The sequence below is a fragment of the Pseudomonas sp. NMI760_13 genome, from assembly GCF_021283245.1.
In the GTDB taxonomy this organism is placed as follows: domain Bacteria; phylum Pseudomonadota; class Gammaproteobacteria; order Pseudomonadales; family Pseudomonadaceae; genus Aquipseudomonas; species Aquipseudomonas peradeniyensis.
The window spans coordinates 87695-110594 of sequence record NZ_JAJSRC010000022.1; the positions used below are offsets into that span (position 1 = coordinate 87695).

Below are 22900 nucleotides of genomic sequence, written 5' to 3' on the forward strand. Positions count from 1 at the left end.
CAGGGACCATCGCGGGGCAAGTCGCATCGGCGCACCGCCGCTCCCACGAATGTCGAGCTGCCCTTGGGCGTGGGAGCGGCGGTGCGCCGATGCGACTTGCCCCGCGATGGCATCACTCAGCTCGGCGCGTCCCCAGCCAGTAGAACACACCGGCCAGTATCACCGACCCGATCAGCAGATAGAACACCGCCACCGGCACCAGGTGCCCGAGCGCGACGCCCACCAGCACCGGCCCCAGTGCCGCGCCCAGGTTGCCCAGGTTCTGTGCGCCGTAATAGATGCCACGCAGGTGCTCCGGGGCGATGAGGTCGATGAACATGTACTCGGCCGGAATCACGATGATCTCGCCCAGGGTGAACACCAGCATCGCCAGGCACCAGGCCAGCGCCGTGCCGGCCAGGGAAAAACCCAGCAGCCCGGCGACGAACAGGCCCATGCCGGCCATCAGCCAGGGCATCAGCCGGCGCCGGTCGATGCGCTTGCCGATCAGGTACTGCAAGGCGATTACCGTCACCGCGTTGGTGGTCACCAGGTAGCCGACCAGCCGCGCCGCCTCGGCGGGGTTGCGGGTCACCACCAGGTACTGCGACAGGTAGGCGGTGAACTGGCCGAACACCACCGCGCTGAGCACGCCGCCCAGGGTGAAGCATACCAGCCGCCGGTCGCGCAGCAGGCCCAGCGCCACCTGGCCGAAGCCGGCGCCGGGCTGCGGCCGGTCCTGGGGCTGCAGGTCGCGAACGCCCAGGCGCTGGTAAGCCAGGCACATGGCAAGCCCAATGAGTGCCGAGACCACAAAGGGCAGGTGGCCGTCCACCTCGATCAGGGCCACGCCGAGCATCGGCCCCACGGCATAGGCGATGTTGCTCAGGGTGTACTTGATGGCGAACACCTCGGCGCGCTGTTCCACCGGCAACAGGGCGCAGAAGGCGGCCTTGGCGGCGATGTCGACCAGCGCCAGGGCCAGGTTGATCACCACCAGGCAGAGGAAGAACAGGGCGGCCGAGCGACTGGCGATGGCGCCGACGAAGGCCAGGGCGAACACCAGCAGGCTGGCGATCACCAGGGTGTGGTTGCGCACGGTGTCGACCAGGTGCCCGCCGTACAGGCTCAGCAGCGAGGCGACGATCAGCGCGCCGCCGATCACCAGGCCGATACGGCCGACCGAAAGCTGGAAGTTGTCGGCCAGGTAGACCACCAGGTAGGGCAGGGTGATCGCCCGGGCCATGGTCAGGGTGAAGGTGGTGAGCAGGAGCAGGCGTACCGGGTTGGGGTAGCGCTTGAGGGCGGTGAGCATCGACAGGTCCTTGTCATTATTGTCATCAGGAAAACCGCGCCAAGCATATTCCAGGGCCTGGAGTTTTAGCTATATCTGCAAAATAGATAACAGATAGAGAAATTACCCGTTATATAGATATTCTTGGAAGGCATAAGATGAATCCACCTTACACAAGGCCAGGAGACATCCAATGCCATGCACCCAGACCCGCGCCCCGTCGTGGCGCCCGTTGAGCCATCTGGCCCATCCCCGCGAAGTGATCCGCCAGTTCACCCCCAACTGGTTCGCCGCGACCATGGGCACCGGCGTGCTGGCCCTGGCGTTGCACCAGGTGCAGGTGCCACTGCTGGACGCGCTTGCCGAGGGCCTGTGGTGGCTGACCATTGGCCTGTTCACCCTGTTCTGCGTCTTGTACGGCGCCCGCTGGGTGATGTTCTTCGACGAGGCGCGGCGGATTTTTGCCCACTCCACCGTGTCGATGTTCTTCGGCACCATCCCCATGGGCCTGGCCACCATCCTCAATGGCGCCCTGGTGTTCGGCCTGGCGCGCTGGGGCGAGGCGGTGGTGCCGTGGGTCGAGATGCTCTGGTGGCTGGATGTGGGCCTGGCGCTGCTGTGCGGCGTGGCCATTCCCTACCTGATGTTCACCCGCCAGGAGCACAGCATCGACCAGATGACCGCGGTGTGGCTGCTGCCGGTGGTGGCTGCCGAAGTCGCCGCCGCCAGCGGCGGGCTGCTGGCGCCGCACCTGGTGGATGCGCACCGGCAGTTCCAGGTGGTGATCACCAGCTATGTGATGTGGGCGGTGTCGTTGCCGGTGGCATTCAGCATCCTCACCATCCTCATGCTGCGCATGGCCCTGCATAAACTGCCGCCGGCCAACATGGCCGCCTCCAGCTGGCTGGCGCTGGGCCCGATCGGTACTGGGGCGCTGGGCATGCTGGTGCTCGGCGGCGATGCCCCCGCAGTATTTGCCGCCAATGGCCTGGGTGGCCTCGGCGAGGTGGCCCGTGGGCTGGGGTTGGTGGCCGGTATCGTGCTGTGGGGCGCCGGGTTGTGGTGGTTGCTGACGGCGGTGCTGATCACCTTGCGCTACATGCGCCAGGGCATGCCGTTCAACCTCGGCTGGTGGGGGTTCACGTTCCCGCTGGGTGTGTATTGCCTGGCCACCCTGAAGCTGGCGGCCTGGCTTGAGCTGGGTTTCTTCAGTGTGTTTGGCCAGGCACTGGTGGTAGCGCTGGCGCTGCTCTGGCTGCTGGTGGCCAGCCGTACCCTGCGTGGGGCGTGGCGTGGCGAGCTGTTCGTCTCGCCCTGCATTGCCCGGCAGTAACGGCGGGGATTCAGAGATTGGGCGTGTAGTTGAAGCTGCCTGAGGCCTCTGCGTCGGTGAACGGGGCGATCGGTGCCTTGCGGTTCAGCATGTCATTGACCATCGAGCCCGGTAACATCTGGATGCTGTTGTTGAAGCGCTCCACTTCGCCGTTGAAGATGACGATCGCCGCACCGACGTTTTCCTGTTGTTCGGTGATTTCCCGCATGAAGTTGCCGAGCACCTCGGACGCCTTGAGGTCAGGATAAGCTTCGACGGCAACGCGCAGGCCATTGAGCAGCGAGCGGGTGGCGCTCTCGGCGGCGACCAACGAAGTGCCGTTGGCCGCGCTCGGCAGCTCGGCAATGGCGCTGCGCAGGCGCGTGATCTCGCTCATCAGGTTGTGTTCGTAGTCCTGATAGTGGCTGACATGCGGCTGCAAGCCGTCGAGTACCTTGCTCTTCTGCCGCTCGTAGGTCAGCACGTCGGCCCAGGCCCGTTGCGCACGGTTGTGGCCGCCGATGATCGCGTTGTAGTAGCTGATCACGGCCAGCAGGCCCAGAACGGCGACGCTAATGCCGATGATGACGGGTAGATCCATTGTCAGTTTTCCCTCTGAATGGCGGTTGGGGTGGGTGATTCGAAATTGTCGTCATGCTGCTCGGCGAGCACGTGGATCGCTTCCAGCAAGGTAGTCAGCGCGGGCAAGTCGATGCCCGCTTCGATGGCCTTGTAAAAGGCCCCTGGGTTGCTCAAGTCACCCGGCATCTCGAAGTCGATGAGGTTGTTGTCGTCGAAGCTGAGGCAGAGCCCGGCGCCGTCGGCGGCGAATTCCAGATTGGGGTTGCGCAGGCGCGCGGTCATGCTCAGCAGGTGCAGTACCGTGACGGGCTTGGCGAACCGGGCGCAGGCCATCGCACTTGTGCCGCTGAGGGTGAGTGTGCTGTTGAAGGCGCTTGAGGTGGTTTCGTAGGTGTGGTCGAGGTCGATCTTGGTCTGTTTGTCGCTGCGCACGGCGATACCTTGCACCCACGGGAAATCCACCACCAGGCTGTAGCGCCGATACTGGTCGTAGACGTTTCGGGACCGTGTCACGGTTTCACCCTTGCTGTTTGTCTCGGTATAGGTCTGTGTATGCCTGTCGACGTATTCCAGGTCGACATAGTGGTAAGTGAGGGTGTGCAGAGGGCCTTTGAACGTGCCTTTCAACGCGAGTTGTATCTGGCGACGGTGATTGCCTCGCGCGTAATCACGGAAGGATTGCTGCAACCGGACCAGCAATTGTTCGGGGGACGTGCCGATTTCCCCGAGGCCGTTGGCGAACCTGCTCGAGCGCAGCGCCAGTGCCCTGGACAGTTCGGGCAGCAGGTGGCGGCCGCGAGCGATGTAGGAAAGCGTGCCGGTGACGAAAAGGATGCTTGGCCCCGCGATGATCCAGGCGCAGGTCGACGGTGTGAAACCCCAGGCCTCGGCCAACCAGGTCAGGATTGCCCAGGGCCCCAGGTAGTTGGCCGCCAGGGCGACGATCGCCAGGACCGTGAAGACTTGGATCGCTTGCCAGTCGGCTTTGTACTCGAACCGCAGCTTGCCCTTGTAGTCAACGAATTTGCCCACGATAGCAAGGAGATCGGCGGTGTTTTTCGCCGATTTCGTGGCTTCGGTGGCGGCGTCGATCATCGCCGCCAACCGCTTGTCTTCATTCATGGTATTTCGATGTCCATTTCCTGGGGGCGTCCTGCAGAGAGGCTCTCGGTGCATCTAGCCTCGTTCATGCGCCCTGGATGGGGCGGTTTTTTTCGGTGCCTGGCAGTCTGCCATCGCCCTGGCTGTCTTTCCAGCGTGCCGGCAAGGTTGCCATGACCAGGCATTCCCGTGCAGATTTGTGGCTTATCACGCTGTACGTGCCTCCAATGACAAAGCCCAACCAGGTACAAGGACGATGAGTCACCCCTCGCAATTCACCCTGCTCGGCAAGCGGCGCTTCCTGCCGTTCTTCATTACCCAGTCGCTGGGCGCCTTCAACGACAACCTGTTCAAGCAGTCGCTGATCCTGGCGATCCTCTACAAGCTGAGCCTGGAAGGCGACCGCTCGATCTGGGTCAACCTCTGCGCCTTGCTGTTCATCCTGCCGTTCTTCCTGTTCTCGGCGCTGGCCGGGCAGTTCGGCGAGAAGTTCGCCAAGGACCGGCTGATCCGCGCGATCAAGCTGGCCGAGATCGTCATCATGGCCATCGGCGCGACCGGTTTCGTCACCCATCACCTGGAACTGATGCTGGTGGCGCTGTTCGCCATGGGCACCCACTCGGCGCTGTTCGGCCCGGTGAAGTACTCGATCCTGCCCCAGGCCCTGCGTGAGGAGGAGCTTGTAGGCGGCAACGGCCTGGTGGAGATGGGTACCTTCCTGGCGATCCTGGCAGGCACCATCGGCGCCGGGATGCTGATGTCCTCCAGCCAGTACGCGGTACTGGCTGCCGCCGGGGTGGTGGCCACCGCCGTGCTGGGCTACCTGGCCAGCCGCTGGATCCCCCGCGCCGCAGCCGCCGCGCCGCAGATGAAGCTGGACTGGAACATCTTCAAGCAGTCCTGGCTGACCCTGCGCCTGGGCCTGGGCCAGACCCCGGCGGTGTCGCGCTCGATCGTCGGCAACTCGTGGTTCTGGTTCGTCGGCGCCATCTACCTCACGCAGATTCCGGCCTATGCCAAGGACTGGCTGCACGGCGACGAGACCGTGGTCACCCTGGTGCTGACCCTGTTCTCGGTGGGCATCGCCGTCGGCTCGCTGCTGTGCGAGCGCCTGAGCGGGCGCAAGGTGGAGATCGGCCTGGTGCCGTTCGGCTCGTTCGGCCTGACTTTGTTCGGCCTGCTCTGGTGGTGGCATTCGGGCGATGTGCCGGTCGGCGTCGTGCCCCATGACTGGCTGGCGTTGCTGGGCATGAGCCAGGCCTGGTGGATCATGCTGTCGATCGTCGGCCTGGGCATCTTCGGTGGTTTCTACATCGTGCCACTGTATGCGCTGATCCAGGCGCGCACCCCGGAAGACCAGCGGGCCCGGGTGATCGCCGCCAACAACATCCTCAACGCGTTGTTCATGGTGGTCTCGGCGATCATCACCATCGTCCTGCTGAGCCTGGCCAAGCTGAGCATCCCGCAGCTGTTCCTGGTGGTGTCGCTGCTCAATATCGCGGTCAACGCCTACATCTTCCGCATCGTGCCGGAATTCACCATGCGCTTCCTGATCTGGCTGCTCAGCCACTCGATGTACCGGGTCGAGCACCGCGAGCTGCAGCGCATTCCCGACGAGGGCGCGGCGCTGCTGGTGTGCAACCATGTGTCGTTCGTCGATGCGCTGCTGATCGGTGGGGCGATCCGCCGGCCGATCCGTTTCGTCATGTACTACAAGATCTACAACCTGCCGGTGCTCAACTTCGTGTTCCGCACCGCCGGCGCCATTCCCATCGCCGGGCGCGGCGAGGACGAGGCCACCTACGAGCGCGCCTTTGCCCGCATTGCCCAGTACCTGGCCGACGGCGAGTTGGTGTGTATCTTCCCCGAAGGCAAGCTGAGCGCGGACGGTGAGATCGATGTGTTCAAGGGCGGGGTGAACCGCATCCTGCAGGAGACGCCGGTGCCGGTGATTCCGCTGGCGCTGCAGGGGCTGTGGGGCAGTTTCTTCAGTCGCGACCCGAACAAGGGCTTCTTCAAGCGCCTGTGGTCGCGGGTGACCCTGGTGGCTGGCGCCGCCATCCCGGTGGAGGCGGCGCAGCCCGAGGCGCTGCGCGAGCAGGTGAGCCTGCTGCGCGGCGACATGCGCTAAGGGAAAAGGAGGGAGGTCAGCTGGCGCTGACCTTCAGGCCGACCAGGCCGGTGATGATCAGGGCGACACTGGCCAGGCGGATCAGCGCCATGGATTCGCCGAACAGGATGATCCCGGCGATCACCGTGCCGACCGCGCCGACGCCGGTCCAGATGGCATAGGCGGTGCCCAGCGGCAGCTCCTTCATGGCCAGGCCCAACAGGCCAAGGCTGATGACCATGGCACCGACGGTGAGGATGGTGGGCATGGGGCGGGTGAAGCCGTCGGTGTACTTGAGGCCGACAGCCCAGCCAACTTCGAACAGGCCGGCGAACAACAGGATGATCCAGGACATGGTGAGTCTCCATCGATTCAATGATGGGGCCGTCCCCGGTATGTTCACGCACAGCGTCGTGAGGCCGTCCTCACAGTGCGCACTATACTGCACATTTGTGGCGGGAGTGGCAAGTGTGACGGATCAATGGTGCCTGTGCCGGCCTCTTCGCGGGTAAACCCGCTCCCACAGGATCATCACAGCCTTGAAACTGCGCGTTACCTGTGGGAGCGGGTTTACCCGCGAAAGGGCCGGCACAGTCCCTATTAATGTCTGACCGGACCAGGCCGCTCAAGACCAGCTCAGAATCGGCCAGCCATTGGTCTGCGCATGCTCGCGCAGCACCGCGTCCGGGTTCACCACGTGCGGGTGATCCACATTCAGCAGCAATGGCCGGTCGTTGCGCGAATCCGAGTAGAAACTCGCCCCCTCCAGGTTCTCCCACAAGATCACCACAGCCTTGAAACTGCGCGATACCTGTGGGAGCGGGTTTACCCGCGAAAGGGCCCGCACAGTCTCTGTCAATGTCTGACCGGACCAGGCCGCTCAAGACCAGCTCAGAATCGGCCAGCCATTGGTCTGCGCATGCTCGCGCAGCACCGAGTCCGGATTCACCACGTGCGGGTGATCGACCTTCAGCAGCAGCGGCAGGTCGTTGCGCGAATCGGAGTAGAAACTCGCCCCCTCCAGGTTCTCCTGTTCCTGGTCCAGCCACTCCAGCAGGCGGGTGATCTTGCCCTCGCGGTAGGTGAGCACGCCGTGGGTCTTGCCGGTATAGACACCGTTGACCGCCTCCAGCTCGATGGCCAGGTATTCGTCCACCCCCAGCCTTGCCGCGATCGGCCCGACCAGGTGGGTGCCGCTGGCCGAGATGATCAGGATCCGGTCACCGCGCTTGCGGTGCTCGGCGATGCAGCGGCAGGCGTCACCGAAAATGATCGGCTCGATCACATCCTCCACCCAGGGCTCGACCAGGTGCTCCACCTCTTCCAGGGTGCGCCCGGCGATGGGCTCCAGGCTGAAGGCCATATAGTCCTCCATCGCCAGGTGGCCCTTGCCGTAGGCTTCCATCAGCTCATGATCGCGCTTGAGGAAAGCCTTGCCGTCGACCCAGCCCAGCCGGGCCATCTGCTCGCTCCACAGCGACGCGCAGTCGCCGTGGATCAGGGTTTCGTCAAGATCGAAGATTGCCAGTGCCATGCGTTGTATCTCCTTAGGCCACTTCCCGTAGCGCCGTGGGGTCGATCGACAAGGATACCCGCTGCCCGTCCGCGTGCAGGTCGGCCGCGCAGCGGTTGAGCACGTCCACCACCAGCTCGACGTCGCGCACCCGTACCCGGTAGCGGATGACGTTGCCCAGCAGGCTGTGGCTGCGGATCTCGCCGTCCAGTTCGCCGTTCAGGCCCAGGGTGATGGACTCCGGGCGGATCGCCAGGCGACCGTTGACCGGGCGTTGCAGCAGGCGGCTGGCGCTGTCGGCGTCGAGCAGATTGTAATTGCCGATGAAGCCTGCGGCGAACAGGTCCACGGGCGCGGTGTAGAGGGTCTCGGCATCGCCGCTCTGGACGATGCGGCCCTGGTTCATCAGGACGATGCGGTCCGACATGGTCAGCGCCTCTTCCTGGTCGTGGGTGACGAAGATGGTGGTCAGCCCCAGCTCGCGCTGGATGGCGCGAATCTGTTCGCGCAGGTGCTTGCGGATGCGCGCATCCAGCGCCGACAGCGGTTCGTCGAGCAGCAGCAGGCGCGGGCGGGTGACCAGCGAGCGGGCCAGGGCCACACGCTGGCACTGGCCGCCGGACAGCTGGTGCGGGTAGCGCCCGGCGAAGCTGCCGAGTTCGACCAGATCGAGTACTTCGCGCACCCGCGCCTGGCTTTCGTCGGCCTTGACCTTCTGCATGCGCAGGCCGAAGGCGACGTTCTGTTCCACGGTCATGTTGGGGAACAGCGCGTAGCTCTGGAACACCATGCCGATGCCGCGCTTCTGCGGGCTCACTGGCACGATGTCCTGGCCGTCGAGGAGGATTCGCCCGCTGTCCACCGGGGTCAGGCCGGCGATGCAGCGCAGCAGCGTGGACTTGCCGCAGCCCGACGGGCCGAGCAGGGTGACGAACTCGCCGCGCTCGATCTGGCAGTCGATGTTCTCGAACACCGGGCTGCCGGCGTAGCTCTTTTGCAGTTTCTGTACGCTGACGAAGCTCATGTCAGGTCTTGTCCTTGTTCAGGCGGTTGGCGACCCAGGTCAGCACCAGCACGAAGGCGAAGTAGGAGATGACCAGCGCGCTGTTGAAGTGGCCGCTGCTGTTGCGCATGTTGTTCAGGTACACCTGCAGGGTCTCGTAGCGGGTGCCCACCAGCAGGTTGGCGAACACGAACTCGCCGAACAGGAACGAGAACGACAGCAGCAGCGCCACCATCAGGCCCTTGCGCAGGTTCGGCAGCACCACCAGCAGCGCCGCCTTCAGAGGGCTGGCGCCAAGCAACTGGGCGGCGTCCATCAGGTCGCGCAGGTTGATGGCTTGCAGGTTGTTGGTGATCGCCCGGTACATGAACGGCAGGGCGATGGTGAAGTAGCAGCCGATCAGGATCCACGGCGTGCCGACCATGGCCAGCGGCCCGCTGCCATACAGCTGCAGCAGGCCCACCGCCGACACCACCGGCGGCACCGCGAAGGGCAGCAGGATCAGCACGTTCATCAGCGCGTCGAGTTTCGGGAAGTGGTAGTGCACCACGAACAGGAGCGGCAGGATCAGCACCACCGAAAGCACCAGCGCACCCACGCACACCAGCAATGACTGGCCGAAGGCGGCGAGAAAGCGCGGCTCGCTCCACAGCGCCAGGTACCACTTGAAGGTCAGCCCGCTGGGCAGCAGGGTCGCCGACCAGCTGGTGGCCAGCGAGTAGAGCAGGGTGCCGGCCAGCGGCAGTAGCAGGATGAGGAACAGCAGATACACCACCACGCGGTGGTAGAGTCCGCCGGCGTTGTTCTCAGCGCGCATGGTAGCTCCTCTTGAGCAGCCATTGATGGACCACCGTGACCACCGTCATCAGGCCCACCAGCACCATCGCCAGGGCGCTGGCCAGGTTCGGGTCGAGGCTGATGTCGCCGGCCACCAGCCCGGCGATGCGGATCGGCAGCACGTTGAAGTTGCCGGTGGTCAGGGCGTAGACGGTGGCGTAGGCGCCCAGGGCGTTGGCCAGCAGGATGACGAAGGTGCCGAGCAGCGCCGGGGTCAGCACCGGCAGGCCGATATGCCGCCAGAACTGCCAGTGGCTGGCGCCGAGCAGTGCGGCGGATTCGCGCCAGTCCTCGCGCAGGGCGTCGAAGGCCGGGTAGAGCAGCAATACGCCCAGGGGGATCTGGAAGTAGGTGTACACCAGGATCAGGCCGGTCTTGGAGTAGATGCTGAAGTCGCCGAGCAGGCCCATCTGCTTGAGCAGCAGCGTCAGTGCACCGTTAAAGCCGAGCAGGATGATGAAGGCGAACGCCAGGGGCACGCCGGCGAAGTTGCTGGTCATGTTGGCGAAGGCGCTGACGAAGTCGCGCAGCTTCGAGTCGACCCGGCGCAGCGAATAGGCGCCCAGGGTGGCGATGACGATGCCGAACAGGCTCGACCAGAAGCTGATCTCCAGGCTGCGTTGCAGCGCCTGCAGGTAGAACTTCGAGGCGAAGATCTTGCTGAAATTGGCCAGGCCCCAGCCGCTCTCGCTCTGCAGGCTGTTGAGGGCGACCCAGGCCAGCGGCGCGACCTGGAAGATGATGAAGAACACGGCGAACGGCAGCAGGCAGAGCAGGGCCAGGTAGCGGCCGCGATGGCTTGCATTCACTTGAGCAGCTCCCGGCAGACCGGTTTGTCGTCGGCGGCGCCGAGCAGCTCGCAGATCGTGCCGCACAGCTCGGTCTGCAACGGCTTGGCCGCGGGATCGAGGCTGAACGCCTCGCCGAACACGAACAGCGGCACTTCGCGCTCCTCGGCCAGCAGGCCGTTGTGCGAGCGGTCGTTGTTCATGCCGTGGTCGGCGGTGACCAGCACCTGATAGCCCTCCTCGAGCCAGCGCGGCAGGTAGTCGGCCAGCAGGATATCGGCGCTGCGCGCGGCGTTGCGGTACTGGCTGCTGTCCAGGCCGTGGCGGTGGCCGGCGTCGTCGATGTTCATCGGGTGCACCAGCAGGAAGTTCGGCGCATGGCGGCGGCGCAGGTATTCGGCGTCGGCCAGCAGGTGCGAGTCGGGGTAGTGGTCGGCGTAGTAGAACAGGCCGTGCTGGATCGGCAGCTTCGGCGCGTGGGTATGGCGGTCGCGCAGCGGGTCGAAGGGCGAACGGTTGTACAGCTCGCTCATCCAGTGATAGGCCGCAGCGGCAGTGCCCAGGCCAGCCTCGCGGGCGTAGTGGAACACGCTGCGCTGGTTGGACAGGCGATTGACGTTGTTATGCACGATGCCGCTGTCGATCGGCGGCACGCCGGTGAGGATGCATTCGTACAGCGGTCGCGACAGTGACGGCAGCTCGCATTCCACCCGGTACAGCGCGGCGCGGTCGGCCTCGACGTAGGCGTGCAGGTGGCCCATGGCATGGTGCGCGACCTGGTGGTTGAGGCCGTCGAGCAGGACCAGGATGACGTTGTGTTGCATGTTGGCTCCAGGGAAACGGGGCTTCGTGGGAGCGGGCTTGCCCCGCGATGGCGATCGCGGGGCAAGCCCGCTCCCACGAGGATGATGGCGCTTATTCCATCTCGATGATCACCTGCTCCTGCCACTTCTGCGGCAGGGCCTTGGAGGTCGCTTCCCAGGCTTCGGCGTTCTTGATCGGCTGGGCGGCCTTGTACTGCTCGTTGGGCAGCAGCTTGGCCTGCACGTCCGCAGGCAGCTTCAGGTGCTCGGCGCGGATCGGCCGGGCGTGGCCGATGGCCAGGTTGGTCTGTCCGGCATCGCTGAAGATGTACTCACGGGCAAGCTTGGCCGCGTTCGGGTGCTTGGCGTACTTGTTGATGATGGTGGTGTAGCCGGAGGTGATCGAGCCGTCCGACGGAATCAGCACCTCGAAGCGTTTCGGGTCGATCTGGTCGCGGTAGCTCAGGCCGTTGAAGTCCCACACCACGCCCACTTCCACCTCGCCCTTCTCCAGGGTCTGGATGGTCGGGTTGGCCAGCGACAGGCGCTTCTGTTGGGCCAGCTTGGTGAACAGCTGCAGGCCCGGCTCGATGTTGCTTTCGTCGCCCTTGTAGGCGATGGCGGCGGCGAGCACGCCGTTGGCGGCCTGGGCGGCGGTGCCGACGTCACCGATGGCGACCTTGTACTTGCCCTTTTCCAGGTCGTGCCAACTGGTGGGGCGTTCGCCTTCCTTGACCAGGTCCTTGTTGATGATGAAGGCGATGGTGCCGGTGTAGGCCAGCGCCCAGTGGCCGTCCTGGTCCTTGGCCCACGCCGGCACCTGGTCCCAGGTGCTCGGCTTGTAGGCCTGGGTGACGCCCTTGGCGACCGCGATCGGGCCGAAGGCGGCGCCGACGTCGCCGATATCGGCGCTGGCGTTGTCCTTCTCGGCGTCGAACTTGGCGATCTCCTGGGCCGAGCTCATGTCGGTGTCGCTGTGCTTGAGGCCGTACTTCTTGGCCAGGTCTTCCCAGGTGCCTTTCCAGTTGGCCCAGGCATCGGGCATGCCCACGCTGTTGACGGTGCCTTCCTTGCGGGCGGCGTCTTCAAGGGCCTTGAGGTCCTGGGCCATGGCCGAGGTGCAAAAAGCGATGGCCGAACCGAGCAGTGACGCCATGAACAACTTTTTCATCCGAAGCTCCTTTGGTGGGTGCCTTGCATTCGTTGTTATGAACAGAAGCGGTGCTTGCGAACCCTTGGTCTAGGTCAGCAAACCTTGAGCCAAGGTAGGCCTGTTGCGTGACAGTTTGATGTAAGGAGAGGGCGCGGGTGGCAGGCCGATGGCTCTGGGAATACAGCGTAGACCACATCGAAAGCCTTGAATCGCGTGGCCTGGCCCGGATCTGGCAAGTCCCTGGGCGAGGCTTTGTCACAGGATGTTCATCAGCCATGCCTAGGCTTGTAGCCATCGCCACATGCCCTGTTATGGGGCTGGACTAGTCCAGATAGGTAACCTTTGATGCAAGCGACGCCACCGCGCGCGGTAACAGCCATCTGCCATGCCCTGCAGGAGCAGATTGAACACGGCCTGCTGGCCCCCGGCGGCAAGCTGCCGGCCGAGCGCAGGCTCAGCGAAGTGTTCGACACCACGCGCATCACCCTGCGCGAGGCGCTGGTGCAGCTGGAGGCCCAGGGGCTGATCTACCGCGAGGAGCGCCGTGGCTGGTTCGTCGCGCCCGAGCGGCTGACCTACGACCTGATCGAGCGCAGCCATTTCCATGCGATGGTCCGCGACCAGGGGCGGGTACCGAGCACCGAGTTGTTGTCGGCGCGCCTGCAGCCGGCCTCGGCGTCGATCTGCGCGCGCCTGCGCCTGCCGGCGTTGTCCAGCGTGGTGCGGATCTGCCGTCTGCGGCGCATTGACGGCAGGGCGGTGCTGTATGCCGAGCACTACCTCAACCCGCGCTACTTCCCGAAGATTCTTGAGCTGGACCTGGCCCGGTCGCTGACCGAGATCTATGCGCGGGAGTACGCCATTCACTATGGGCAGGTGTGCTTCGAGATCCTGCCGACCGCGTTGCCGGTGGCGGCGGCGGGGGCGTTGAAGGTTTCGGCGGGCAGTCCGGGCTTGCATATCACCCGGGTCAACAGCGACCAGCATGGGCATCTGATCGACTGTGACCTGGAATATTGGCGCCACGATGCGATCCGCATCCGTGCCCAGGCGGGATAAGGTGTTGGATTCTTCGCGGGTAAACCCGCTCCCACAGGGACCCCACAATTTTCGAATGTGTGGCAATCCTGTGGGAGCGGGTTTACCCGCGAAAGGGCCCTAACTGGAGGACCCGGCTTCCGCCATCTGGCCCCCTCCGGCCGTCACCACCTGCACCGACAACCGCGGCGTCGCCAGGTCCAGCCCCGCCTCGTCCAGCTGCCGCTTCAACGCCAGGTTGAACGCCCGCGACACCTCCCACTGCTTGATCGGTGCGGTCTTGAACCGCGCCCGCAGGATCGCCGAACCCGACTCGAAACTCTCCACCCCCTGCAGCTCCAGCGGCGACCAGATGTTGCGGCGCATCAGCGGGTCGTTGCGCAACTTCTGCCCCACTTCGCGGATCAGCGTGATGGCCTGGTCGATGTTCATGCTGTGCGGAATGGCCACGCGGAAGATCGCATAGCCGAACTCCCGCGAGTAGTTCTTGATGCTCTTGATCTCGCTGAACGGGATGGTGTGCACGATGCCGTCGATGTCCCGCAGGCGCACGGTGCGGATGGTCAGGCCCTCGACCGTGCCCAGGTGGCCGCCGACGTCGACGTAGTCGTCGATCGCCAGCGAGTCCTCGATGATGATGAACAGCCCGGTGATCAGGTCGGCCACCAGCGACTGCGCGCCGAAACCGATGGCCAGGCCGATGACGCCGGCACCGGCCAGCAGCGGGGTGACGTTCATGCCCATGTTGGCCAGGGCGACGATCACCGCGATGATGAAGATCACCACGAACATCACGTTGCGGATCAGCGGCATCATGGTCTGCGCCCGGGCGTTGGCCAGGCCCCGGCGCGAGCGCACCAGGGCATGGTGCACGGCGGTGTCGGCGAGGATCCACACCAGCCAGGCGACGATCAGCGTGCCGGCCAGGCCCAGCAGGCGCAGGCTGACCTCATGGCCGTCGCCTTCGGCGAAGCTGATCATCGAGCGACCCCACACACGCAGGCCCAGTTCGATGAACACCAGCCAGATGAACAGGTGCACCAGCACGTAGCCGAAGTTGCGCAGGCGTTCGGTGTAGACCGCCTGGCGCTTGTTGGCGCGCCTGGGCTTGGCGGCGTGGCGTCGGACCAGGCCGTTGAGCACCATGCACACCACCACCAGCACCGTGCACATCAGCGATTGGCGCAGGGCGGTGCTGGTGTCGCCGGCGGAGACGAAGGTGGCGAACAGCGAGATCGCCACCAGGATCAGCGCCGGGACGTACCAGAAACTGCCGAGCAGCTCGATGGTGTCGCTCAGGGTGCGCCGGGTCAGGCGTCGGGACAGGGGCTGGTTGCGGATCAGGTGGGCGATCGGGCGGCGAAAGCGCAGGATGAACAGCCCGGTGCACAGCGCGGCGACGACATTGGCCAGGGTGGCCAGGGCGTGGGCCAGGTGGCTGCCCAGCGCGGTGGTCAGGCGCGGGTCGCTCATCGCCTCGCCGAACGCGGCGAAGCTGCCGATCAGCCACAGCGGGCGGAATGCCTGGTGGCGCAGGATGTGCAGGGCGCGGTGGCGATGCGGGCCGTCGAGCAGCGAGAAGGCGATCACGCAGATCGCCGAGAACAGCGTGCCGACCACCAGCGCGTAGGCCAGCACCATGGCCATCGACTTGCCCAGCGAGGAGGGCAGGGCGAAGCTCAGGTACACGGTGAACACCAGCGCCACCAGCCACGGTCCCAGCTTGCGCAGGGCGAAGCGCACCAGGTCCCAGGTACGTGGGTGCTGGGGCAGTTCCTCGGTCAGGCCGAAGCGCAGGCGCACGCGGTGGCCGATCCAGTTGAAGGTGTAGGCCAACAGGCTCCAGACCAGGATCACCCCGGCAAAGCCGAACAGGATCGCCGGCCACTGGTGCACCGGCACCACCAGCGCGGCCAGCTCGTCCTGCGCCTGGTCGATTTCCAGCGACCAGCGCTTGAACGGGCTGGCATCGCCGCTGAACTGCTGCTCGAAATCGTGCAGGGCGCCGCCGATCAGGCCGAGCACGCCCTGCTCGACGGTGGGTTGCGATTGTTTGGTGGCGTCGCGCAGCTTCTTCAGGTCGGCCAGCAGCTTGGTCCGTTGCTGGTCGTTCTCCAGGTTCTTGATCACCTCGTCCAGCGACTTGCCCAGCGGTTCGCTGGCTTCGGGCTGGGCGGGTGTGCTGGAGCCGAGCAGGCCGGGCAGGCCGGCGGCGTGCGCCGGGGTGACGAACAGCAGGAACAGCAGCGTGATGCAACGCAGAAGGGCTGGCACCGGAAACTCTACCTCAGGTCAAACGTTTGCCCGAGTGTAGTGGTTTACGACGGCAGTTTCTCGAGGATCTTCCAGCAGGTGAGGCCAAAGATGCCGAGGGTGCCGATCCACATCATCAGCACGCCGACATTGCGCTCGCGCAGGCTGAAGCCGATGGTCAGCAGCATCAGGAACAGGAACACCGGCACGAAGAGGGAGAGGAAGGGGGATGACATGGACGGCAATCCTTTTGCTGTGGGGCATGTCTTAAGCATAGCGGGTTGCGCGCGGAGGGCGTTGATCCGGGACAGTTGCGTCGCCTGTGCCGGCCTCTTCGCGGGTGAATCGCATCGGCGCACCGCCACTCCCACAGGAATATCACTGGGCTCAATAACAGTGATATCCCTGTGGGAGTGGCGGTGCGCCGATGCGATTTACCCGCGAAGAAGGCGACTCGGTCTCAGGGCAGTTCGCGACTGCGGTAGAACGCGCTGAGCACCTTCACCAGGTGTGCCAGGTCATGGCTGCCGCACAGCTCGCGGATCGAGTGCATGGCGAAGGTCGGCAGGCCGATGTCGACCGTGCGCACGCCCAGGTGGCTGGCGGTGATCGGGCCTATGGTCGAGCCGCAGCCCATGTCGCTGCGCACCACGAAGCTCTGCACCGGTACTTCCTCGGCCATGCACAGGTGGCGGAAGAAACCGGCGGTTTCGCTGTTGGTGGCGTAGCGCTGGTTGTTGTTGACCTTGATCACGGGGCCGGCGTTGAGCTTGGGACCGTGGTTGCCGTCGTGCTTGTCGGCGTAGTTGGGGTGCACGCCGTGGGCGTTGTCGGCCGAGACCATCAGCGAGCGCTGGATGGTGCGCACGTATTCGTCGCCCTCGGGCAGCAGGCGCTGCAGGGTCTGCTCGAGCATCGGGCCGTCGGCGCCGCAGGCCGAGCACGAGCCGACTTCCTCGTGGTCGTTGCACACCAGCACGCAGGTCTCGTCGCTGTCGGCACCCAGCAATGCCTGCAGGCCGGCATAGCATGACAGCAGGTTGTCCAGGCGGGCGGCGGCGATGAAATCGCCGTTCAGGCCGATCAGCGCGGCGTCCTGGGTGTCGTAGAAGCTCAGCTCGTAGTCCAGCACCACGTCGGCATTGAGGTCGTGCTCGCGGGCCAGCTGCTCGGTGAGCAGGGCGCGGAAGTCGATGCGCTCGTCGCCGGCCACCTGGGCCAGGATCGGCGGCAGCTCGGTCTGCGGGTTGATCTGCCAGCCTTCGTTGGCGGTGCGGTTGAGGTGGATCGCCAGGTTCGGGATCACCGCGATCGGCAGCTTGAAGTCGATCAGCTGGCTCTCGACCTTGCCGTCACGGCGGAAGGTGACCCGCCCTGCCAGCGACAGGTCGCGGTCGAACCAGGGCGCGAGCAGGGCGCCGCCGTACACTTCCACGCCCAGTTGCAGGAAGCCCTGGCGTTGCAGCTCGGGCTGCGGCTTGACCCGCAGGCACGGGCTGTCGGTGTGGGCGCCGACCATGCGGATGCCGCCCAGCAGCGGCGAGAGCTTGCCGAGCTTGATGGCGATGATCGAGGAATCGTTGCGGGTCACGTAGTAGCGACCACCGGGCACGGTGGCCCAGCTGTCGCGTTCGTCCAGGCGCTGGTAACCGGCGGCCTCGAGGCGCTGCGCGAGGCTGGCGGTGGCATGGAAGGGCGTCGGGGAGGCCTTGAGGAATTCGATCAGGCCGGCGTTCAGGGCATCGCGCATAAGTCACTCCAGACAGCAGTGGCGCGAGTTTAGCGTAAATACTCGAAAATTTGTGTCGGCCTCTTCGCGGGTAAACCCGCTCCCACAGCTGCCGCGCAGATTTCAAGTTAGGCACTCTCCTGTGGGAGCGGGTTTACCCGCGAAGAATCCAGCGCCGATGGATCAGAACGGTGCCGGACACTCGAACTTCAACCGCTCACCCGAAACCGGATGGGTAAAGCTCAGCATCGACGCATGCAGGCACAGCCGCTCATGGGCCGCCAGCGCCTCGGGGTTGGCGTACAGCCGGTCGCCCAGCAGCGGGTGGCCGATCGACAGCATGTGCACGCGCAACTGGTGCGAGCGTCCGGTGATCGGTGTCAGCTCGACCCGGCAATGATCGCCACAGCGCTCGACGATGCGCCAGAAGGTCAGGGCGTGCTTGCCCTGTTCATGGTCGACCACATGACGCGGCTTGGTCGGCGGGTCGTAGCGCAGCGGCAGGTCGATGCTGCCGCTGTCCAGGGTCGGTTGGCCCCAGCACAGCGCGGTATAGGCCTTTTCCGTCTCGCGGTCGTGGAACTGGCGCGACAGCTCGCGGTGGCTGTCGGCGTCGCGGGCGAGCAGGATGATCCCCGAGGTTTCCCAGTCCAGGCGGTGGACGATCAGGGCATCCGGGTAGCCGTTTTCCTGCAGGCGGGTGATCAGGCAGTCCTTGTTGTCCTCGGCGCGGCCCGGCACCGACAACAGCAGGGTCGGCTTGTTGATCACCAGGATGGCGGCGTCTTCGTGAAGGATCTGGATGTTCGACAGCGGCATTGCAGGTTCTCTATAGACAATCGGGGCCGCTTTGCGGCCCTTTCGCGGCACAAGGCCGCTCCTACAGGGGGGGCAGGGCCTGTGTAGGAGCGGCCTTGTGCCGCGAAAGGGCTGCAAGGCAGCCCCAGGATCAGCCGGAAGTGCTTGAATCAGCGATCAGGCAAAGTGATGTTCAGTTCCAGAATCGAGCAACTGCCCTGATTTTCCAGCTCGATCTGCACGTCATCGTTGCCGATATTGACGTACTTGCGGATCACCTCGACCAGCTCCTTCTGCAAGGCTGGCAGGTAGTCCGGGGTGCTGCGCTGGCCACGCTCGTGCGCCACGATGATCTGTAGACGCTCTTTCGCTACCGACGCGCTGCTCTGTTTCTGTCTGCCACGAAAGAAGTCAAAAAGGTTCATGGTTTATTTGCCTCCAAACAGGCGCGCGAAGAATCCTTGCTTCGGCACTTCGATGAACCGCAGCGGCTTTGGCTTGCCCAGCAGGCGGTCGACGGTGTCGCTGTAGGCCTGGCCGGCATCGCTCTGGTCGTCAAGGATGACCGGGATGCCCTGGTTGGAGGCCTTGAGTACGGCTTGGGATTCGGGAATCACACCCAGCAATTCGACCGAGAGGATTTCCTTGACGTCTTCGACGCCAAGCATTTCGCCTTTCTCGACGCGCTCCGGGTGATAGCGGGTGATCAGCAGGTGTTCCTTGATCGGGTCGTCACCTTGCTCGGCACGGCGCGACTTGCTGGACAGCAGGCCGATCATGCGGTCGGAGTCACGCACCGACGAGACTTCCGGGTTGGTCACGACAATGGCTTCGTCGGCGAAGTACATCGCCAGGTGAGCACCTTTTTCGATACCGGCCGGCGAGTCGCAGACCACGAACTCGAACTGCTCCTTGAGCTCCATCAGGACCTTTTCGACGCCTTCCTTGGTCAGGGCGTCCTTGTCGCGGGTCTGGCTGGCGGCCAGGACGAACAGGTTCTCGAGGCGCTTGTCCTTGATCAGGGCCTGTTGCAGGTTGGCTTCGCCATTGACCACGTTGACGAAGTCGTACACCACGCGGCGTTCGCAGCCCATGATCAGGTCGAGGTTACGCAGGCCGACGTCGAAGTCGACGATGACAGTCTTGTGCCCGCGCAGCGCGAGGCCGGTACCGATAGCGGCGCTGGTGGTGGTCTTGCCCACACCCCCCTTGCCGGAAGTAACCACGAGAATCTTGGCCAAGGTGTTTCACCCCTAAATAATCGGGACAGGCGTCCCTGCAAATACAAAAAACGGCAACTGGAAAAAAGTTGCGCTAAAAATGCCGGCAAGTATCCGTTAAAGACGGGTGATGTTCAACACGTCGCCGGACAGGCTGACCTGCACGCCCGATCCCCACAGCGGGTCGCGGCGCAGGTCTTCGCAGACTTTGTACTGGCCGGCGATCGAGACCATTTCCGCGGTCATCTGCAGGCAGAAGATGCGCGCCTTGGTATTGCCTTTGATACCCGCCAAGGCACGGCCGCGCATGGCGCCGTACACATGGATGTTGCCATCGGCGAGAAGTTCCGCGCCGGGGCTGACGGAGCCCGTGACCACGAGGTCGCCGCCCTGGGCGTAGATCTGCTGGCCGCCGCGCACGGTCGAGGTGATGATCCGCGTCGGGCGTACCTCGGGTTCGGCCGGTGCCGCTGGTGGAGCGGGTGCAGGCTCGGGCGTCTTCACTTCCGGCTCGGGTTCCAGCGGGCGTTCGCGGGCCCCGGACGGCGGCAGCACCGGCAGGTCGATGGCGATCGCCGCGGCGATGTCCTCGATGCGGCTGGCACGGATCGCCAGGGTGCGCAGGCCATGATGACGGCAGATGCGCATCAGCCCGGGCAGGTCGATGGCGCCCGAGTCATGGGGCAGCTTGTCCAGGGCCAGCACCAGCGGGGTGTTGCTGAAGAAGTTCGGCGCCTGCGCCACCTTCGCCGCCAGCTGGCGGTCGAGGGATTCGAGGTCGTTGCGCGCCAGTTCCAGCACGGTGATGGCAAGCATGCTGCCCTTGAGCTGGAACACGGGGGCGTTGTCGGGTGTCTGGTTGGGGCTCATGGTCTGCATAGACGGCTTGTTGCGAAAAAAGTGCCCTGACTTATAGCGATAAGACCGATTGCCCGCAACCGATGTAGAATGCCGGGCTCATGTCTTGCCGGAAGCTTCAATGGAACGCCCGCGTTTTCGATCCTCTTTCCTCCACCCGCGATTCTGGGGCCTGTGGCTGGGCCTGGGCCTGCTGTGGCTGGTCGCCCAGCTGCCGTACCGCGCCCTGCTGGGGCTGGGTCGCGCCCTGGGCGCGGTGATGTACCGGGTGGCCGGCGAGCGCCGGCGCATTGCCGCGCGCAATCTCGAACTGTGTTTCCCCGAACTGTCCGGCGACGAACGGCAACGCCTGCTCAAGGAAAACTTCGCCTCCACCGGCATCGCCTTCTTCGAGATGGCCATGAGCTGGTGGTGGCCAAAGGCCCGTCTTGCACGCCTGGCCCACATCGAGGGCATCGAGCACCTGCAGGCCGCCCAGCGCGAAGGCGAGGGCGCCATCCTCATGGCCGTGCACTTCACCACCCTGGAGATCGGCGCCGCGCTGCTGGGCCAGGCCCACACCATCGACGGCATGTACCGCGAGCATGGCAACCCGGTGTTCGACTTCATCCAGCGCCGTGGCCGCGAGCGCCACAACCTCGATTCGCTGGCCGTGGAGCGTGATGACGTGCGCGGCATGCTCAAGCTGCTGCGCAAGGGCCGGGCGATCTGGTACGCGCCGGACCAGGACTATGGCGCCAAGCAGAGCATCTTCGTGCCGCTGTTCGGTATCCCCGCAGCCACCGTCACGGCCACCACCAAGTTCGCCCGGCTGGGCAAGGCCCGGGTGATTCCGTTTACCCAGCGACGGCTTGAGGACGGCAGCGGCTATCGTCTGGTGGTGCACCCGCCGCTCGAGGACTTCCCCGGCGAAACCGAGGAAGCCGACTGCCTGCGTATCAACCAGTGGGTCGAGGGCGTGCTGCGCGCGTGTCCCGAGCAGTACCTGTGGGCGCACCGGCGCTTCAAGTCGCGGCCCGAGGGCGAGCCACGGCTGTACGACAAGAAGAAACGCTGACTGTTGCTATAGCAGGGCCGGCCTCTTCGCGGGTAAACCCGCTCCCACAGGGGGTATGTATATGCTAAGGCCGGCACTGTACCTGTGGGAGCGGGTTTACCCGCGAAGAGGCCAGACCTGTCAACCATGATCCAGGAAGGAAGCATGTCCCCAACCACCGGCCTGATCCTCTCCGGCGGCGGCGCCCGCGCCGCCTACCAGGTCGGCGTGCTGGCCGGCATCGCCGAGCTGCTGCCCCCTGGGGCGGCGAACCCCTTTCCGGTGATCGTCGGCACCTCCGCCGGCGCCATCAACGCCGTCAAGCTGGCCAGCGGCGCCACCCGCTTCGCCGAATCGGTGCAGCACCTGACCGCCTTCTGGCAGAACTTTCGCAGCCACCTGGTGCTGCGCAGCGACTGGCCCGGGGTGATCCGCCAGGCCAGCCGTTTCGTCGGCCACAGCCTGCTGGGGCTCGGCGGCCAGGTGCCGGTGGCGCTGCTCGACAGCCGCCCGCTGCGCCGTCTGCTGCATGAGCACCTGGACCTGGATGGCATCGCCCACTCCCTGGCGGCCAATCAGCTGCGCGCCATCGCCGTGACCGCGTTCGGCTACGAGTCCGGCCAGGCGGTGACCTTCTACCAGGGCCGCGACACCATCGAACCCTGGCTGCGCCACCGGCGCATCGGCATGCCCACGCCGCTGACCATCGACCACCTGCTGGCCAGCTCGGCGATCCCGCTGCTGTTCGCGCCAGTGCGCCTGGGCGATGAGTTCTTCGGCGACGGCGCGGTGCGCCAGTCGGCGCCGATCAGCCCGGCGCTGCACCTGGGCGCCAGCCGCGTGCTGGTGGTCGGCGTCAGTGGCAACCCCCAGCGCCCGGCGCCGCCCTTGCCGACCCAGCGCGTGTTCAGCGGCCAGCAGCCAAGCCTGGCGCAGATCGGCGGGCACATGCTCAACAGCACCTTCATCGACAGCCTCGAGGACGATATCGAGCTGCTGCAGCGGCTCAACCATCTGAGCCACCTGATGCCGGCGCACCTGGACGCCCGGCGCCTGGGGCTGGCGCCGATCGAGGTGCTGGTGGTAGCGCCCAGCCAGCCGCTGGACGAGATCGCCGCCCGTCATCGGCGCGAGCTGCCGGCGGCGCTGAGGCTGTTCCTGCGTGGGCCTGGCGCTACCAAGACCAGCGGCGCGGGGGTGCTGAGCTACCTGCTGTTCGAGGCGAGCTATTGCAGCGAGCTGATCGAACTGGGGCGCAAGGATGCATTGGCCAAGAAGCGGGAGTTGTGTCAGTTCCTGGGATTGCCCGCCTGACCCTGTAGGAGCGGCCTTGTGCCGCGAAAGAGCTGCAGAACAGCCCCAGGATGTGTGCCCATCTCAAGACTGCCGGGGCCGCTTTGCGGCCCTTTCGCGGCGCAAGGTGAACTGGCCTAATGATTTTGGACACCTTCATCGGGCGCTATGATGGCGCCCAATTGGAGGCAAAATCAGTG

At 65.1% G+C, this 22900-nt stretch carries 22 protein-coding genes and 1 pseudogene; 5 read left to right on the forward strand and 18 right to left on the reverse strand.

The window, feature by feature from the left end; genetic code table 11:
- Nucleotides 1-112: 112 nt before the first annotated feature.
- Entirely contained in the window at nucleotides 113-1294 is a 1182-nt protein-coding gene (locus LU671_RS20655; protein ID WP_203647668.1) for an MFS transporter, read from the reverse strand.
- Between the two features lie 172 nt (nucleotides 1295-1466).
- On the opposite strand from LU671_RS20655, the gene LU671_RS20660 reads away from it, so the two are divergent.
- On the forward strand, nucleotides 1467-2606 hold the full coding sequence (locus tag LU671_RS20660; RefSeq protein WP_232856724.1) for a TDT family transporter: 1140 nt from the start codon (nucleotides 1467-1469) through the stop codon (nucleotides 2604-2606).
- 10 nt (nucleotides 2607-2616) lie between these two features.
- Here the strand turns inward: LU671_RS20660 and LU671_RS20665 are convergent, their stop codons facing one another.
- Nucleotides 2617-3186, reverse strand: a complete 570-nt coding sequence (locus tag LU671_RS20665; RefSeq protein ID WP_203647666.1) for a LemA family protein — start codon at nucleotides 3184-3186, stop codon at nucleotides 2617-2619.
- A 2-nt stretch (nucleotides 3187-3188) separates the two neighbouring features.
- Complete coding sequence (locus LU671_RS20670) at nucleotides 3189-4289, reverse strand: hypothetical protein (RefSeq protein WP_203647665.1); 1101 nt, start codon at nucleotides 4287-4289, stop codon at nucleotides 3189-3191.
- 235 nt (nucleotides 4290-4524) lie between these two features.
- On the opposite strand from LU671_RS20670, the gene LU671_RS20675 reads away from it, so the two are divergent.
- Complete coding sequence (locus tag LU671_RS20675) at nucleotides 4525-6399, forward strand: MFS transporter (RefSeq protein WP_232856725.1); 1875 nt, start codon at nucleotides 4525-4527, stop codon at nucleotides 6397-6399.
- A 16-nt stretch (nucleotides 6400-6415) separates the two neighbouring features.
- Here the strand turns inward: LU671_RS20675 and sugE are convergent, their stop codons facing one another.
- The 8 genes and pseudogenes from sugE to LU671_RS20715 form a co-directional block, all read right to left on the reverse strand.
- On the reverse strand, nucleotides 6416-6733 hold the full coding sequence (gene sugE, locus LU671_RS20680) for a quaternary ammonium compound efflux SMR transporter SugE (protein WP_203647663.1): 318 nt from the start codon (nucleotides 6731-6733) through the stop codon (nucleotides 6416-6418).
- Between the two features lie 270 nt (nucleotides 6734-7003).
- Nucleotides 7004-7153: pseudogene (locus tag LU671_RS20685) on the reverse strand (HAD family hydrolase); the annotation flags it as partial.
- Nucleotides 7154-7258: 105 nt separating this feature from the next.
- Entirely contained in the window at nucleotides 7259-7912 is a 654-nt protein-coding gene (locus LU671_RS20690; protein ID WP_232856726.1) for an HAD family hydrolase, read from the reverse strand.
- A 13-nt stretch (nucleotides 7913-7925) separates the two neighbouring features.
- Nucleotides 7926-8915: an ABC transporter ATP-binding protein gene (locus tag LU671_RS20695; RefSeq protein WP_232856727.1), complete on the reverse strand. Its 990-nt coding sequence runs from the start codon at nucleotides 8913-8915 to the stop codon at nucleotides 7926-7928.
- Between the two features lies 1 nt (nucleotide 8916).
- Nucleotides 8917-9711 carry an ABC transporter permease gene (locus LU671_RS20700; protein WP_203647660.1) on the reverse strand — a complete coding sequence of 265 codons (795 nt, stop codon included), beginning with the start codon at nucleotides 9709-9711 and terminating at the stop codon, nucleotides 8917-8919.
- Nucleotides 9701-10540 carry an ABC transporter permease gene (locus tag LU671_RS20705; protein ID WP_011532723.1) on the reverse strand — a complete coding sequence of 280 codons (840 nt, stop codon included), beginning with the start codon at nucleotides 10538-10540 and terminating at the stop codon, nucleotides 9701-9703. Before LU671_RS20705 ends, LU671_RS20700 begins: the two co-directional genes overlap by 11 nt.
- Nucleotides 10537-11343 (reverse strand): alkaline phosphatase family protein, encoded by an 807-nt coding sequence (locus LU671_RS20710; protein WP_232856729.1) that lies wholly within the window; start codon nucleotides 11341-11343, stop codon nucleotides 10537-10539. Before LU671_RS20710 ends, LU671_RS20705 begins: the two co-directional genes overlap by 4 nt.
- Before the next feature lie 91 nt (nucleotides 11344-11434).
- A complete protein-coding gene (locus LU671_RS20715) occupies nucleotides 11435-12493 on the reverse strand; it encodes an ABC transporter substrate-binding protein (protein ID WP_232856731.1) in 1059 nt (352 codons plus the stop codon).
- A 327-nt stretch (nucleotides 12494-12820) separates the two neighbouring features.
- Here LU671_RS20715 and LU671_RS20720 point away from each other — a divergent pair, with 327 nt between their 5' ends.
- Nucleotides 12821-13534: a UTRA domain-containing protein gene (locus tag LU671_RS20720; RefSeq protein ID WP_203647658.1), complete on the forward strand. Its 714-nt coding sequence runs from the start codon at nucleotides 12821-12823 to the stop codon at nucleotides 13532-13534.
- A gap of 99 nt (nucleotides 13535-13633) precedes the next feature.
- On the opposite strand, the gene LU671_RS20725 is transcribed toward LU671_RS20720, so the two are convergent.
- From LU671_RS20725 to minC, 7 genes are all read right to left on the reverse strand, one after another.
- Nucleotides 13634-15787 (reverse strand): mechanosensitive ion channel family protein, encoded by a 2154-nt coding sequence (locus tag LU671_RS20725; protein WP_232856733.1) that lies wholly within the window; start codon nucleotides 15785-15787, stop codon nucleotides 13634-13636.
- A 44-nt stretch (nucleotides 15788-15831) separates the two neighbouring features.
- Nucleotides 15832-16002 (reverse strand): hypothetical protein, encoded by a 171-nt coding sequence (locus tag LU671_RS20730; RefSeq protein ID WP_167388396.1) that lies wholly within the window; start codon nucleotides 16000-16002, stop codon nucleotides 15832-15834.
- 224 nt (nucleotides 16003-16226) lie between these two features.
- Nucleotides 16227-17516 carry a M18 family aminopeptidase gene (locus LU671_RS20735; RefSeq protein WP_203647657.1) on the reverse strand — a complete coding sequence of 430 codons (1290 nt, stop codon included), beginning with the start codon at nucleotides 17514-17516 and terminating at the stop codon, nucleotides 16227-16229.
- A 162-nt stretch (nucleotides 17517-17678) separates the two neighbouring features.
- Nucleotides 17679-18314, reverse strand: a complete 636-nt coding sequence (locus tag LU671_RS20740) for an RluA family pseudouridine synthase (RefSeq protein WP_084941741.1) — start codon at nucleotides 18312-18314, stop codon at nucleotides 17679-17681.
- Nucleotides 18315-18463: 149 nt separating this feature from the next.
- Complete coding sequence (gene minE / locus LU671_RS20745; protein ID WP_023631120.1) at nucleotides 18464-18718, reverse strand: cell division topological specificity factor MinE; 255 nt, start codon at nucleotides 18716-18718, stop codon at nucleotides 18464-18466.
- A 3-nt stretch (nucleotides 18719-18721) separates the two neighbouring features.
- A complete protein-coding gene (minD, locus tag LU671_RS20750) occupies nucleotides 18722-19534 on the reverse strand; it encodes a septum site-determining protein MinD (protein WP_203647656.1) in 813 nt (270 codons plus the stop codon).
- 96 nt (nucleotides 19535-19630) lie between these two features.
- The gene (minC, locus tag LU671_RS20755; RefSeq protein WP_203647655.1) at nucleotides 19631-20392 is read right to left on the reverse strand and encodes a septum site-determining protein MinC; all 762 of its coding nucleotides are present in this window, start codon (nucleotides 20390-20392) and stop codon (nucleotides 19631-19633) included.
- Nucleotides 20393-20492: 100 nt separating this feature from the next.
- Between minC and LU671_RS20760 the strand changes: the two genes are divergently transcribed.
- The gene (locus LU671_RS20760; RefSeq protein WP_203647654.1) at nucleotides 20493-21428 is read left to right on the forward strand and encodes a lipid A biosynthesis lauroyl acyltransferase; all 936 of its coding nucleotides are present in this window, start codon (nucleotides 20493-20495) and stop codon (nucleotides 21426-21428) included.
- 144 nt (nucleotides 21429-21572) lie between these two features.
- The gene (locus tag LU671_RS20765) at nucleotides 21573-22721 is read left to right on the forward strand and encodes a patatin-like phospholipase family protein (RefSeq protein ID WP_232856735.1); all 1149 of its coding nucleotides are present in this window, start codon (nucleotides 21573-21575) and stop codon (nucleotides 22719-22721) included.
- Nucleotides 22722-22900: the final 179 nt, after the last annotated feature.